A 13322-nucleotide genomic window follows, 5' to 3' on the forward strand; every position below is an offset into this window, starting at 1 on the left:
CGCCGCGCCCCGCGTCATAACGCGGGGTGATGGCCGCCGGCGCCGGCTTCATTGGCAGCGGGCGGCTTCTCTCCCTATCCTCCCGGGCAAAGAAACAGCCCAGGGGCGGGATGAAGCATTGCTTGGTGATCGGTGGCGGCGTGGTGGGCCTGACGACGGCCTGGGCGCTGCTGCAGCGGGGCCACCGCGTGACGCTGATCGAGCGCGAGGCCGCCGTCGCCCAGGGCGCGAGCCACGCCAACGGCGGGCAGCTGAGCTACCGCTACGTGTCGCCGCTGGCCGATGCCGGCGTGCCGCTGAAGGCGCTGCGCTGGCTGCTGGACCCCGACGGCCCGCTGCGCTTTCGGCCCGAGGCGAGCTGGGCCCAGTGGTCGTGGCTCGTGGCCTTCCTGCGCCACTGCCGCGGGCCGGTGAACCACCGCACCACCGAGCGGCTGCTGGCCCTGGGTGCCTACAGCCAGGCTGCATTCGCCCGGCTGCGCGACGAAGCCAGCCTGGGCGAGGCGATCGCGCTGCGCACGCCGGGCAAGCTCGTGGTCTACCGCCAGCCCAAGGCGTTCGCACGCGTGGCCGCGCGGGTGGCCGGCAGCAGCGCCGAGCAGCTGCTGTCGCGCGACGACTGCGTGGCCCGCGAGCCCGCGCTCGCCGATGCTGCCGCCGCGCTGGCCGGTGGCATCTACACGCCGGGCGAGGCGGTGGCCGATTGCCACGCCTTCTGCGTGGCGCTGCTGGCGCGGCTGACCGGGCATGCGCAGTTCAACGCCAGCTTCGGCGTGCAGGCCGAGCGGTTCCTGCGCGACGACGTGGGCGCCGTGCGGGGCGTGCACACCGCGCAAGGCCCGCAGGTGGCCGACGCCACCGTACTGGCCGCCGGCCTGCACAGCCGCGCACTGGCGGCGACGGTGGGTGTGCGCCTGCCGCTGTACCCGCTCAAGGGCTACAGCCTCACGGCGCCCATCCGCGCGGCCGACCTGCCGCCGGAGGTCAGCGTGACGGATTTCGAGAAGAAGATCCTCTACGCCCGCATCGGCCCCGAGTTGCGCGTGGCCGCCATGGCCGACCTGGTGGGCGACGACACGGGCCTGGACCAGGGCCGGCTCGCCTCGCTAATGCGCTCGGTGCGGGCCACCTTGCCGCGCGCGGCCGACTACGCCCAGGCCCGGCCCTGGGCCGGCCTGCGCCCGGCCACGCCCAGCGGGGCACCGCTGCTCGGCGCCAGCGGCGTGCCGGGGCTGTGGCTCAACGTGGGCCATGGCGCGCTGGGCTTCACGTTCTCCTTCGCCACGGCCGACATCGTGGCCGAGCTGGTGTCGGGGCGCGCCAGCCCGCTGCCGCTGGACGGCCTGCGGCTCTGACGACCAACGGCCCCGTCGGGGGCCGGGGCCATTCAAAGGAACTTGTAGCTGGCCGTGATCGTGTAGGAGCGGCCGCGCGGGTCGGCCACGCGCGGCTCCCAGGAGCTGCCGGCGCCGGTGTTGCTGTCGTAGGCGGCCGAGAACGGCGGGTCGTCGTTGGTCAGGTTCTTGATGCCGAAGGTCAGGCCGAGGTTGCGGATGCCGCGGTAGCTGACGCTCAGGTCGTGGGTGATGTACTTGGCGACGTTGGGCCTCCAGTCCGGCGGCGCGACGCTGCCGTTGGCCACGCCGGGCAGCTGTGCGTCCTTGTAGCCGGCGCGCCAGCGCTGGATGACGGCGAAGCCCCACACGCCTTCCTCGTAGCTCCCGCTCAGCGAATGCTTCCAGCGCAGGCCCAGGTCGCCCGAGCGCGTGAACACGCCGATCTCGCTGGCCCCCATGGGCGCACTGGTGATGAGGCGCGAGCGCTTGTCCAGCAGGTAGCTGCCTTCCAGCCCGACGGTCAGGCGGCCGTCGCCCAGCTTCTGGGTGCCGCGCAGCGAGAGGTCCACGCCCTTGGTGATGGTCTCGCCCGCGTTGACGTTGCGGTTGTCGATGGCCAGCAGCGTGCCGCTGGCGTCGCGCAGGAAGTTGTCCGGGAACAGGCCGAAGTTCTTGACCATGTCGGTCAGCGAGATGGCCTGGATGGTGCCGGTCTTGCGGATCTGCCACCAGTCCGCGCCGAGCGTCACCTCCGGCCGTGGCGACCAGACGAAGCCCCAGCTCCACTGCCGGCTCTTCTCGGGGCCGAGCGCGGGCTTGCCGCCCGTCAGGATGGTGGGCGTGATCGCCGCGCAACCGGGCTTGGTGGCGTCCACCACGCCGCCCGCGCAATTGAGCGGGTCGACGAGGTCCTTGCCGGCGTAGGTGCTCTCCGTGATGCCGTTGTAGAGCTGGTTGAAGGTGGGCACGCGGAAGCCCCGCGTCGCGGAGGCCCGCACCATCAGCTGGTCGAGCGGCTGGTAGCGCAGCGAGAACTTGGGGTTGGTCGTCGCGCCGAAGCCGGTGTAGTCGTCGCGGCGCACGGCGACGGTGGCCTCCAGCTTCTTGAACACCGGCACCAGCAACTCGACGAACACGGCCTTGATGTCGCGCTTGACGGTGTCCAGCGTGTTCACGCTGTCGAAGGGCGCGTTGAAGATGGTGGCCTGCGTGGCGGCATCGGTGGCGTTGCCGTTGAAGCGGTACTTCTCGGTGCGCAGGTCGGTGCCCACGGCGGCCATGAGGTCGCCGGCGGGCAGCTTCATGACGGGGCCGCTGGCCGTGAAGTCGGCCTGCTGCAGCGTGTACTTGCCGCCGTACAGCGTCACGCCATCGGCACGCACGGCGTCCAGCGCGGCGAGCGCCGTGGCCGACTGCGAGATGCCGTCGGCCGCGAAGGGGTTGAGCGTGCCGTTGTTGATGAGCGCAGCAAAGGGCTTGCTGTAGAAGTAGCCGTGCTGCAGCAGCGAGGTGGTCTTGCTGGTCGCGATGGACACGCCGGTGCGGTAGTCCCAGGCGCCTGCCAGCGGGCCTTCCGCGCCGACGAGCAGGCGCTGCGTGTCGGCGGTGGTCTCGATCTCGCGGTTGCCGCAGGGCATGCAGCGCCAGCGCAGAGCCAGCGGCTGGCCGCGGTTGGCCTCGATGGACGGGAAGACCGCCGCCATGGCATTGAAGACGCTGTTGTACGCCTCGCCCGTGCTGGGGTAGGCCAGGTTGTAGAACGGGTTGGTGGTGGAGGTGGAGCTCGTGATCTGGCTGGGCGAGAAGCTCTTGCTCGACACGACATGGCCGCCGACGAACTCGGCGAACACCTGGTGCTCCGCCAGTGCCAGCGTGCCGCGCAGCACGGCGTTGGTGGACTGCACGGGCTGCTGCAGCACCGCCGCGCGGCCGGTGTCCCACGCGCAGCCCCACTTGGCCGACGGCGTGGACCACAGCACCTCGTCATACGCAGCCTGGCCCGCGATGGACGAGCAGCCGGCCTGGCCCGGCAGGTCCAGCGCGTTGATGCCGTTCATGGCCACCGAGGTGCCGGGCTGGACGGGCCCGGTGCTGCGCCCGGCGGTGCTGAGGTTGTCGCGGCTCAGCGCGTTGTAGAGGCTGGAGATGGCGAACACGGTGGCGTAGGGCGTGCCGCGCGTGTCCACCGAGAGGCCGCGGTTGGGCTGGAAGGTGTTGACGAAGTCGCGCTGGTCGCCGCGCAGCAGCTTGGCGTCGCTGTACGACACCGAGGCCAGCACGTTGAACTTGTCGGCCCCCAAGTCGCCGAAGCCGCCGGTCAGCTTCACGCGCCCGATGTTGCCGCCGCCGGCCTCGGTGATGTCGGCGAAGGTCTCGGCCTCCAGGCCGCTGTAGTTCTTGCGCAGGATGAAGTTGATGACGCCGGCGATGGCATCGGTGCCGTACAGCGCCGACGCGCCGTCCTTCAGGATTTCCACGCGTTCGATGGCCGACATCGGGATGGAGTTCAGGTCCACCACGCCGCCGTTGAGGCCGTGCGCCGCGACGCGGCGGCCGTTGAGCAGCACCAGCGTCGACGCCGCGCCCTGGCCGCGCAGGTTGGCCGACGAGGCGCCGTTGTTGCCACGCGCCTGGCCGGCGGCGACGTCGGCGTTGGAGGCGAGGTTGTCCATGCCGTTGCCGTTGATCGACAGCGTGGCGATCAGCTGCTCGGCCGACACGATGCCCTGGCGCTCGATGTCCTTGCGCGTGATGACCTGGACGGGCAGGGCGCCCTCGTCCTTCACGCGCTTGATGCTGGAGCCGGTGATCTCCACCCGTTCGAGCTGGCTGCCTGCCTCGGCCTGCGCCATGCCGGCACCGGCATGCGCCGCCAGACCGAGGATGGCCAGTTGCCCCACCAGACGATTCATCTTCATTCTTTGCTCCAAGCAAGCGGTTCGACGCTGCCGATGTTCGCTGCGGCTGGCGAGCCCGCCCAGGGGGCCGCACCCCGGTTGTTGCGTGCCGTTCAATGAATGCTTGTGCGCTGCGCATAACCTGCGGGTATGCGCACCCGGCCATCGCACATGCGCGGTGCAGGGCCGCGCCCCTACAGTGCGCGCAGCACCTTGCGAAGGACCGTGATGCCCCCCGATTCCCTTGGCCGCCGCCAACCCGCTCACCACCGCCCGGGCCTGTGGTGATGCGCGCCGGTCTCTGCGCGATCGTCTTGCCGCTGGCCTTGCTGGCGGGTTGTGCTGCCCCGCAAGCGCCCGGCCCGGCGCAAGCGGCGCAAGTGGCGCAAGTGGCGCAGGCCGCACTGGCGCGCGCCGGCCTGCCGCCCGGCAGCCTGGCCTACGCGCTGCAGCCGCTGGACGGCTCGCGGCCGGCGTTGACCCAGCGCGCCGACGACGCGATGGTGCCGGGCTCGGCGATGAAGCTGGTGACAGCCGTCGTCGCGCTCGACCGGTTGGGCATCAACCACCGGGGGCGCACGGAGCTGCTGGCCGCGTCGGCGCCCGTTGATGGCGTCGATGGGTCGGTCATCGAAGGCCCGCTGATCCTGCGCGGCGGGGCCGACCCCGACCTCGACTGGCCGGCGCTGTGGTGGCTGCTGCGCCAGCTGCGCGAGCGCGGTGTGCGTGACATCCGCGGAGGGCTCGTCGTCGACCGCACGCTGTTCACGCCGGCCCGCCTCGACGTCGGCCTGCCGCCGTTCGACGACGCGCCCGAGTTCGCCTACAACGTGATCCCCGATGCGCTGCACTTCAACGGCAGCCTGCTCGACATCGAGTTGCAGGCCACGCCCACCGGTGCCGCCGCGCGCGCGCTGCCGGCGCTGCCAGGCCTGACCGTGGATGCCAGCGCCATGACGCTGTCCACGCGCGCCTGCAAGGACTGGGACGAGGACTGGCGGCCGGCACAACGCCAGGCTGCAGGCGACGGCTGGGTGTTGAAGCTGCAAGGCAGCTTTCCCGCCGGCTGCCAGCAGCGCGCGTCACTGCAGCTCGTCGATCGCCAATTGCTGGTGGCGGCGGCAGTGCGCCAGCTCTGGCGCGAGCTGGGCGGCACGCTGGGGCCGGGCGATGCCGAAGCCGCCGCACCGCCCGGCGCCGTCGTGCTGGCCACGCACACCGGCCGACCGCTGGCGGAGGTGCTGCGCGGCGTCATGAAGCGCAGTGACAACGCGCTGGCACGGCTGGTCTATCTGCAACTGGGTGCGCAGGCGGCACAGCCGGGCGAGCCCACGCTGGCTGCCGCCGATCGCGTGGTGCGGGCCTGGTTTGCCGCCCATGCTCTGGACGACCGCGGTCTGGTGCTGGACAACGGCTCGGGCCTGTCGCGCAGCGAGCGCATCAGCCCTGCGCAGTTGGCCGGCTTGCTTCGAGCCAACCAGGCGGGCGCCCAGGCGCCAGAGTTGCTTGCCGCGCTGCCGGTCGCTGGCGTGGACGGCACGCTGTCGCGTCGCCTGAAGGACGGCCCGGCCACGGGCCTGGCGCGTCTCAAGACCGGCACGTTGCGCGATGCGGTGGGGTTAGCTGGCCTCGTGCCCGACGCGTCGGGCCGGCCGTGGATCTTTGTCTCGCTGATCAACGACCCCGAAGCTGCTAAAAAGGGGCGCCCGGTGTTGGATGCGCTCGTGGATTGGGTTGCGGCGCAGCGCTGAGGGCCTCGCCGCAGCGTCGGACATACTACGCAGGCTGACCCTTGCTCTGGTCAGTCGGAGAGCAGGCGCAATGCAGTCGTCACTACGCGCCATTGTCATGGCTGTCGGGTTTCTGTTGTTGGTGGCCGCAGTGATGGCGTTCGGCCAGCTGGACGACTCCACGGCCAGTGCTGTGGGTCCGGCTGTGCTCGGTGTCATTGGGGCATCCATCTTTCTGGTCGGGCTGTTCATGCCGGAGCGAGGGCTTTGGCGGCAGCCGGATGCGGACCGAGGTGATGTTGACCTGGGCGGTGCTTCGCTTCCTTATGACGATGGGCACACCTTGCCCTCCCTGGACGACAGCATTGATGGCAGCTTGTAGCCGTCGACGCCTGGGACGTTGGTGCTCGAGTTCGAACCCACGGTCAACGGCCCACCATCCGGGCGAGTGGGTCTTGATCGTGGGACAGATCAAGGCGCCAGAGGGGAAGTTCATGGACTGGTACAAGGCCGAGGGCTGCAACCCGCGCTAGACAAGATGCTTTGGGCCGTTGCCAAGAAGTCGCCGGATTGGAAATTCGTCCACCCTCCCGAGCTGGCGTTCTCTTGCCCATGCGGGCTCTACGCCGGCCTCGCAACGGCTGGCGGGTCGGCGGTCGAGCAGGCGTGCGAGGCCCATAGGAAGCAAAAGTCGCGCGCCTTCCGTTGATGCCGGCCGAGGCGTGCGGCGCGCGCTCAATGCATGGCAGGTCGAGGCCAGCAGATTGTTGCTGTATCCGTTGCGGCGACAGTGCTCACGGACACGGCCAGCGGTTCAAACGTGCTCATTGGCGCTGGCCGGAACGCGGTTCGTCGTGGGCCGGTCTGGATGAAGGCTCGCTGTTGTGGGCGTCCTGCAATGCCTGGCGAAGCTGATCGCACAGTGTCTGGATCTGCTCGTTCAACTGCTGCGCCTGCGGCGCCAGCGCTGCGGCCAGGGCGTCGGGCGCCGTGACGGCTTGATGCAGCGCCTGCGCCAACTGCGCCACCTGCGCCGCGCCCACCGCCGGCGCGGCACCGAGCTGGGCGTGGCACACCTCGCGCCAGCGCTGCATCTCTGACGCGTTCAGCAAATCGGGGCAGCCCTCGCTGTACCGGGCGACATAGGCCTGCGCCGCGCGGCGCAACGTGGCGACTCGCCCGGCGACGTTGCGCAAGGCCATGTCCACGTCCAGCGCCGGCATGCGGCGCAGGCGCTCGATGAAGGCCGCATCATCGGCGGCGCTCGCGTCGCCCTGCGGTACCGCGCCCGGGCCCGCCGCCACGGCGTTGGGCCCGGGCAGCCAGCGCAGCAGCGTCGCATACAGCGCGGCGGGTTCCACGGGCTTGGCGATGTGGTCGTTCATGCCGGCCGCGAGGCAGGCGCGCCGGTCCTCGGCGAAGGCGTTGGCGGTCATCGCGATGATGGGCAGCGCGCTGCCCAGTTGCCGGCGGATCTGCCGGCTCGCCTGCAGCCCGTCGGTGCCGGGCATCTGCACGTCCATCAGCACCAGGTCGTACGGGCCTTGTTGCAGAAGGGCCAGGGCCTCGCCGCCATGGCTGGCCACCTCCACGCGCAGGCCGACGGCGCGCAGCAGCTCGCGCGCCACTTCCTGGTTGATCGCGTTGTCCTCGGCAAGCAGCACGCGCTGCCCGGCGTGGTCGCGGCGCAGGCGAAGTTCGGCCTCCAGCGTTTCGTCCGTGCGCGCGGTCTTTGCGGCGCGGGATCGGGGCCTGAGCACGCGCAGCAGCGCATCGTGCAGCACGGACGGCGTGATGGGCTTGACCAGCACCGCGTCGAAGCGCGCCTCGCCGGCACGCCGCCACATCGTCTCGTCGTCATAGGCGGTGGTCATCAGTGCCGGCACCGCCTGCGAGGCGTGCTGCTCGCGCAGCGCACGCAACGTCTGCACGCCGTCCAGCGGCGCCATGCGCCAGTCCAGCAAGATGACGTCGAAGCTGCGGCCCTCGGCGGCTTCGGCCTGCACGCATTGCAGCGCGGCCGTGCCGCTGTCGACCGCCTCGGGCCGCAGGCCCAGCAGGGCCAGGCATTCCGTCAGCGCCACGCGCGACTCCAGCAGGTCGTCGACGACGAGCGCCCGCAGGCCTTGCAGCGCGGGCGTCGGCGTGGGCGCCATCGTTTCGGCGCGGCCCAGCCGTGCGGTGAACCAGAACGTGCTGCCCTCGCCGGGCACGCTGTGCACGCCCGCCTCGCCGCCCATCAGCCGTGCCAGGTGTCGCGTCAGCGCCAGGCCCAGCCCGCTGCCGCCGTGGCGCCGTGCGATCGAGGCGTCAGCCTGCTCGAACGCGCGGAACAGCTCGGCCTGCCGCTCGGCGGTGATGCCCGGGCCGGTGTCGCGCACCTCGAAGCGCGCCAGCAGCCAGGCTTGCTCTTCTTCCAGCAGCTCGGCCTTCAGCCGTACCCAGCCGCGCTCGGTGAACTTGACGGCGTTGGACAGCAGGTTGATGAGCGCCTGGCCCAGCCGCTGGGGGTCGCCGCGCAGCCGCGCGGGCAGGTGGTCCGTGTCGAGCACGAGCTCCAGCCCCTTGCTGCGTGCGGTGTCTTCGACAAGGCCGAACGCGGCGGCAAACACCTCGTCGCGGGAGAACTCCACGTCCTCCAGCACCAGCTTGCCGGCTTCGACCTTGGAGATGTCGAGGATGTCGTTCAGCAGCCGCAGCAGGTGCCGCGCGGCGGCGTCGACCTTGGTCAGCCGGTCGCGGATGCCGTCTTCCGTGGCCGTGCGCAGCATGAGATGCGTCAACCCGATGATGGCGTTCATCGGCGTGCGGATCTCATGGCTCATGTTGGCCAGGAAGTCGGTCTTGGCGCGATTGGCGGCGTCTGCCGCCGCCTTGGATTCGGCCAGCGCCGCTACCGAATTGGCCAGCTCCGCCTCCTTGCCGATGAGCGCCTGCATGGCCTTCTCGCGCGCTCGCCAGGCGCGCAGCAGCATCAGGTGGAAGGCCAGCGACAGGCCGATGAAGACGAGCACGAACGCGCACACATAGGTGAACTCGCTCCACCACGGCGCCAGCACCTGGTCGCGCGGCAGGCTCACGAGCACGAACAGCGGGTAGCTGCGCAGCTGCCGGTACGCGACGATGCGGTGCACGCCATCGACCGAGCTGGCCGTGGTGTAGACGGCCTCGGCGCGCCCCTGCGCGAGCGCCTCGCGCGTCTGCGGAGACTCGAAGCGCATCACCTCCTCGTCGCGGCGCATGAGCACCGCCGGGTGGCGCACGTAGATGCGCCGTTCTTCATCGAACAGCGCCACCGTGCCGCCGGTGCCGAGGGCGATGGAGCGGAAGGTGTTGGCGATCGCCTCGATGTTGACGTTCTGGTAGACCACGCCGTCGAAACGGCCGTCGGCGCGGCGCAGTGCGCGGGCCACCGGCATCACCCAGTCCCCGGTGATGCGCGACTTCAGCGGCAGCCCGAAGACGATGCCGGGGGCTGTCGTCGCGGCGATGAAGAACTCGCGGGACGCGACGTTCAGCAGCTGCCCTTTAGGCACGCTGGTGCCGTAGATGACCTGGCCTTGTGCGTTGCTGGCGCGCAGCCCGGTGGTGTCGGGCACCAGGTTCTCGAGCGTGCCGAGCTTGGCGGAGAAATCGTCCGGCTGGAAGTTGCCGGCGGTGCTGTCGATCCGGTGGCGCTCGGCCGCGCGGGCCAGCGTGCGGTCGATGACGTCGACGCGGCTTCGCAGCGAACTCTCCAGCGCCAGGGACAGGCTGGCCACCTGCGTCTGCGCAGACGTGATGGCGCTTTGGTAGCTCTGCCACAGCGAAAAGGCTGCCAGCGACAGCACGGCGGCCAGGCTGCCGGCCAGCGACAGACCCAGGCGCCCGGTCACGACCTCCCTGAAGAGCCGTGAGCCAGAACGGTCAACGGACATGACGGCTCCCCTGCGTTGTCGCAGTGTTGCCGTTTCATTCTAGGAGGCTGTCGGGCTATGACACCGCGGCGCCCAGCAGGCGGAGGGTGCCGGCGTCTGCATCCATCTCGGCGACGGCGCCGACCGGCACGGTCAGCTGGCGGCGGATGTGGCCGATGGCCGCGCCGCGGTACACCGGCACGTTCAGCGGCAGGAAGTAGTCGTCGAACACTTCGTCCAGCGTCAGGCTGCCATAGCCTTCGCCGGGGTCGCACTTGGTGAAGCGGCCCAGCACGACGCCGGCCAGCCCGTTGAAGGCGCCGGCCAGCCGCAGCGTGCAGAGGCTGCGGTCGAGGGCGTAGATGTACTCGTTGACGTCCTCCAGGAACAGCAGCGCACCCCGGCAGTCGGGAAAGTAGGCCGAGCCGGCCAGCGAGGCCAGCACGGTGAGGTTGCCGCCGACGAGCCGGCCCTGCGCACGGCCGCCGCGCAGCGTGGCGATGCGTTCGTCGCGCTGCACGAGGCTGTCGCCAGCGGACGGCACGGGGTTGCGCAGCAGCGCGGCCTCGGCGTTCATCGCCACCGCCTTGAAGCTCTGCACGGCATAGTCATTCCACTCGGAGCTGGCGACCGGGCTGTGGAAAGTGACCAGGCCGGTCTGGCGGTGGATGGCGTTGACGAGGCTGGTCAGGTCGCTGAAGCCGCCGAAGAACTTCGGTCGGCGGCGGATGAGGTCGTAGTCCAGCTTGTCGACGATGCGGCCGCATCCGGAGCCGCCTTTCAGCGCCAGGATGCCGGCGACGCTGTCGTCCGCGAACATGGCGTTGATGTCGCCGGCGCGCTGCGCATCGGTGCCGGCAAACGGGCCGCGCCGCGCGGCGACATGCTCGCCCGGCTTGACCTTGAAGCCCAGCGCCTGCAGCGCTTCGATCGCCAGCTGCAGCGGCTCGCGCTCGAAGGTCGCGTTGGCGGGGCTGACGAGGCCCAGCGTGTCGCCGGGCCGCAGCCGGCGTGCGCGCAGCGTGCCGTTCTGAGCCGGGGTGGGCGAGGCTGCCAGCAGGCTCGCGGCCGCGGCGGTGAGTTGCAGGAGTCGTCGGCGTGGGGTGTTCATGGGGGTCACAGGTCGATGTCGTGCATGCCCGGGCGCCCGGGCGGGTGTGGGGCGCTGCGGCCGCTATGTTGCTTGATTCGCGAGCGGCAGGCCGTGCCGGGCCTGACCGGTGCCGGCGGTCCCGCATCGACGGGGGCGTTCCGCGCTTGAGGTGAAATCGGGGCATGACGGAATCCGACCTGCCCCCACTGCCCACCATCGCGCCCGGCCGCTATCGCCACTACAAGGGCGGCGAGTACGAGGTGCTCGCCGTTGCGCGGCACAGCGAGACGCTGGAGCCGCAGGTGGTCTACCGGCCGCTCTACAACGACACCGGCTGGTGGGTGCGGCCTTACGACATGTTCACCGGCACGCTGGAGGTCGACGGCGTGCTCAGGTTGCGCTTCGAGCGGCTGGCCGGATGAACCTCGCCCTGGAGTCGCCCGACCAGCCCGATGTCATCGCGCTCATCGAGGCGCTCGACGCCTATCAGGACGGTCTCTACCCGCCCGAGAGCCGCCATGCGCTGGATCTGCGCGTGCTGGTGCAGCCGCATGTGCTGTTCGCGGTTGCGCGTGACGCGCACGGCGCGGCGGTGGGCTGTGGCGCGGTGGTCCTGCAGGCGTCGGCGGGCGAGCTCAAGCGCATGTACGTCAGCCCGGCCGCGCGGGGGCAAGGCGTGGGCCGGAGCCTGATCGAGCGTCTGGCGCACGAGGCGCTGCAGCGTGGGTGCCGGGTGTTGCGGCTGGAGACCGGTCCCTACCAGCCCGAGGCGCTGGGCCTGTACGCGGCCTGCGGCTTCGCGCGCCGCGGGCCGTTCGGGGCTTACGCCGACGACCCGCTGAGCGTGTTCATGGAGAAGGCACTGGTCACAGCACCCGCGGCAGATCGCGCCTGACGGCGACGCGGTCGCCGAAGTCGAAGTGCCACCATTCGGAGGGGGGGCCGTATCCAGTTCTCTTCACTCGCGCACCTTGCCGGCTGGCAAGGTGTTGCACTTCGGATTTGAGACCGCCGCCTGATGTCCACATCTGCAACTTCCCCCAGCTTTTCCATCAACGCAGACGGCCTGCTCATCGGCCGCACCGTGGGCGTGTGTCTGCTGCTGGATCTTCTCTACCGCATCACGTGCTGGATGACTGGTGCGCCGTACTACAGCCCGGCGTTCGAGCGCACGATGGAACAAATCGGGCCCATCCCGTTTGCCTTGCTGGCGGTGACCGTCGGCCCGGTGCAGGAGACGCTGGTCTTCCAAGCGGTTCCGGTCGCGTTGATCCACCGCGTCTTCGAGAAAAGCCGCCATGCCGCACTTGCCACATCCGCTCTGCTGTTCGGCGCAGCCCACCTCATCTATGGTTGGCAGTATGGACTGTTCGGGGTGCTTGGCGGGGTAGTGTTCTGTAGCGCCTACCTCGCGCGCGAGAGGCAGCCCATACGTGCGATCGCAGTCGTCTCGCTGGCCCACGCCGTCAACAACCTGTTCTTCGTCTTGGTCGCCGTGCATGACGGCAAGTTGCCGCTCGCCGCAGCATTGCGTGGACCGACCGCCTGACCAACGCTCGTTGCGATGAGCCCTCGGGATTCCGCACGCGCGGACTGACAGGCGACCGGACAAAGCTTGCCACCGCAGCTGCCCTGCCTGATCGGCGTCGAGGCATGCGCCAGCGCTCACCATTGGGTGCGTAAGTTGCAAACGCAGAAGCGATCAGCCAGGCGGTCAGCCGGCCGCCAATGCGGCACTGGTCACAGCACCCGCGGCAGATCGCGCCTGACGGCCACGCGGTCGCCGAAGTCGAAGTGCCACCATTCGGTGGGGATGCCGTGGAAGCCGGCCTCGCGCATCGCCGCGCGCAGCCAGCCGCGTTCGGTGAGGTGCTGTGTCGTCAGCGCGCCCAGCGCCAGGTGTTCGGCCTCATGGTCGGGGTGGGAGGCCAGCGTCATCTCGTCGAAGCCGCTGCCCATGTCGACCTCGCGGCCAAGCGGGTCCAGCAAGGTCAGGTCCACGGCCATGCCGAAGCTGTGGATGGAGCCGCGCTCGGGGTGGGCGAGGTAGAGCGTCAGCGGCGTGCCGTGCAGCTCGTCCCACAGGCGCTGTTGCACACGCTGGGGGCGCAGCGCATCGAGCACCAGCAGGCGCCAGCCGGGGCGGCGGGCGTGCAGCCAGGCGGCGGCGTGCTCCAGGGCGTCGGCGGCTTCGCGGCGCAGCCAGTGGCAGTCGAAGCCGTCGTACACGGCGTGCCCCACAAAGTTGTTGGCGGTGGCGTAGCGCAGGTCCACCGCGATGCCGTGGCCCAGCGTGTCGAGGCGGCGGAAATCGGCATGGCCGGCGATGTCTTCGATACGGATCATGTCAGGTGGCAGGGCCGTTGGTG

At 70.3% G+C, this 13322-nt stretch carries 10 protein-coding genes and 1 pseudogene; 7 read left to right on the plus strand and 4 right to left on the minus strand.

From position 1 onward, the window contains the following. Positions 1 to 29 precede the first annotated feature (29 nt). Positions 30 to 1355, plus strand: a complete 1326-nt coding sequence (locus ACG00X_RS12165) for a D-amino acid dehydrogenase (RefSeq protein ID WP_394488445.1) — start codon at positions 30 to 32, stop codon at positions 1353 to 1355. Positions 1356 to 1387: 32 nt separating this feature from the next. On the opposite strand, the gene ACG00X_RS12170 is transcribed toward ACG00X_RS12165, so the two are convergent. Further along, positions 1388 to 4255 carry a TonB-dependent receptor domain-containing protein gene (locus ACG00X_RS12170; RefSeq protein WP_394488446.1) on the minus strand — a complete coding sequence of 956 codons (2868 nt, stop codon included), beginning with the start codon at positions 4253 to 4255 and terminating at the stop codon, positions 1388 to 1390. A 266-nt stretch (positions 4256 to 4521) separates the two neighbouring features. Between ACG00X_RS12170 and dacB the strand changes: the two genes are divergently transcribed. Continuing rightward, on the plus strand, positions 4522 to 5985 hold the full coding sequence (gene dacB, locus ACG00X_RS12175; RefSeq protein WP_394488447.1) for a D-alanyl-D-alanine carboxypeptidase/D-alanyl-D-alanine endopeptidase: 1464 nt from the start codon (positions 4522 to 4524) through the stop codon (positions 5983 to 5985). A 97-nt stretch (positions 5986 to 6082) separates the two neighbouring features. Beyond that, positions 6083 to 6346, plus strand: a complete 264-nt coding sequence (locus ACG00X_RS12180) for a hypothetical protein (RefSeq protein WP_394488448.1) — start codon at positions 6083 to 6085, stop codon at positions 6344 to 6346. 442 nt (positions 6347 to 6788) lie between these two features. On the opposite strand, the gene ACG00X_RS12185 is transcribed toward ACG00X_RS12180, so the two are convergent. Both ACG00X_RS12185 and ACG00X_RS12190 read right to left on the minus strand, forming a co-directional pair. Then, entirely contained in the window at positions 6789 to 9881 is a 3093-nt protein-coding gene (locus tag ACG00X_RS12185; RefSeq protein ID WP_394488449.1) for a hybrid sensor histidine kinase/response regulator, read from the minus strand. Positions 9882 to 9936: 55 nt separating this feature from the next. Continuing rightward, positions 9937 to 10971 (minus strand): S66 peptidase family protein, encoded by a 1035-nt coding sequence (locus ACG00X_RS12190; RefSeq protein WP_394488450.1) that lies wholly within the window; start codon positions 10969 to 10971, stop codon positions 9937 to 9939. A gap of 164 nt (positions 10972 to 11135) precedes the next feature. Here ACG00X_RS12190 and ACG00X_RS12195 point away from each other — a divergent pair, with 164 nt between their 5' ends. The 4 genes and pseudogenes from ACG00X_RS12195 to ACG00X_RS12210 all read left to right on the plus strand — a co-directional run. Next, positions 11136 to 11375 (plus strand): DUF1653 domain-containing protein, encoded by a 240-nt coding sequence (locus ACG00X_RS12195; protein WP_394488451.1) that lies wholly within the window; start codon positions 11136 to 11138, stop codon positions 11373 to 11375. Continuing rightward, complete coding sequence (locus ACG00X_RS12200; RefSeq protein ID WP_394488452.1) at positions 11372 to 11848, plus strand: GNAT family N-acetyltransferase; 477 nt, start codon at positions 11372 to 11374, stop codon at positions 11846 to 11848. The genes ACG00X_RS12195 and ACG00X_RS12200 overlap by 4 nt, the downstream gene beginning before the upstream one ends. Positions 11849 to 11971: 123 nt before the next feature. Continuing rightward, positions 11972 to 12502 (plus strand): CPBP family intramembrane glutamic endopeptidase, encoded by a 531-nt coding sequence (locus tag ACG00X_RS12205; protein ID WP_394488453.1) that lies wholly within the window; start codon positions 11972 to 11974, stop codon positions 12500 to 12502. An 81-nt stretch (positions 12503 to 12583) separates the two neighbouring features. Beyond that, positions 12584 to 12687, plus strand: a pseudogene (locus ACG00X_RS12210) (IS110 family transposase); the annotation flags it as partial. Between the two features lie 6 nt (positions 12688 to 12693). Here ACG00X_RS12210 and ACG00X_RS12215 read toward each other — a convergent pair. After that, positions 12694 to 13299, minus strand: coding sequence for a M15 family metallopeptidase (locus ACG00X_RS12215; RefSeq protein ID WP_394488454.1), 606 nt, complete (start codon positions 13297 to 13299; stop codon positions 12694 to 12696). Positions 13300 to 13322: the final 23 nt, after the last annotated feature.

It is taken from the genome of Pelomonas nitida (assembly GCF_043555975.1).
Lineage (GTDB): Bacteria > Pseudomonadota > Gammaproteobacteria > Burkholderiales > Burkholderiaceae_C > Pelomonas > Pelomonas nitida.

Coding starts and splice junctions, on each gene's coding strand:
- ACG00X_RS12185 (WP_394488449.1), bottom strand. CDS start 9,881: ATGTCCGTTGACCGTTCTGGCTCACGGCTCTTCAGGGAGGTCGTGACC.
- ACG00X_RS12170 (WP_394488446.1), bottom strand. CDS start 4,255: ATGAAGATGAATCGTCTGGTGGGGCAACTGGCCATCCTCGGTCTGGCG.
- dacB (WP_394488447.1), top strand. CDS start 4,522: ATGCGCGCCGGTCTCTGCGCGATCGTCTTGCCGCTGGCCTTGCTGGCG.
- ACG00X_RS12180 (WP_394488448.1), top strand. CDS start 6,083: ATGGCTGTCGGGTTTCTGTTGTTGGTGGCCGCAGTGATGGCGTTCGGC.
- ACG00X_RS12200 (WP_394488452.1), top strand. CDS start 11,372: ATGAACCTCGCCCTGGAGTCGCCCGACCAGCCCGATGTCATCGCGCTC.
- ACG00X_RS12190 (WP_394488450.1), bottom strand. CDS start 10,971: ATGAACACCCCACGCCGACGACTCCTGCAACTCACCGCCGCGGCCGCG.
- ACG00X_RS12165 (WP_394488445.1), top strand. CDS start 30: ATGGCCGCCGGCGCCGGCTTCATTGGCAGCGGGCGGCTTCTCTCCCTA.
- ACG00X_RS12215 (WP_394488454.1), bottom strand. CDS start 13,299: ATGATCCGTATCGAAGACATCGCCGGCCATGCCGATTTCCGCCGCCTC.
- ACG00X_RS12195 (WP_394488451.1), top strand. CDS start 11,136: ATGACGGAATCCGACCTGCCCCCACTGCCCACCATCGCGCCCGGCCGC.
- ACG00X_RS12205 (WP_394488453.1), top strand. CDS start 11,972: ATGTCCACATCTGCAACTTCCCCCAGCTTTTCCATCAACGCAGACGGC.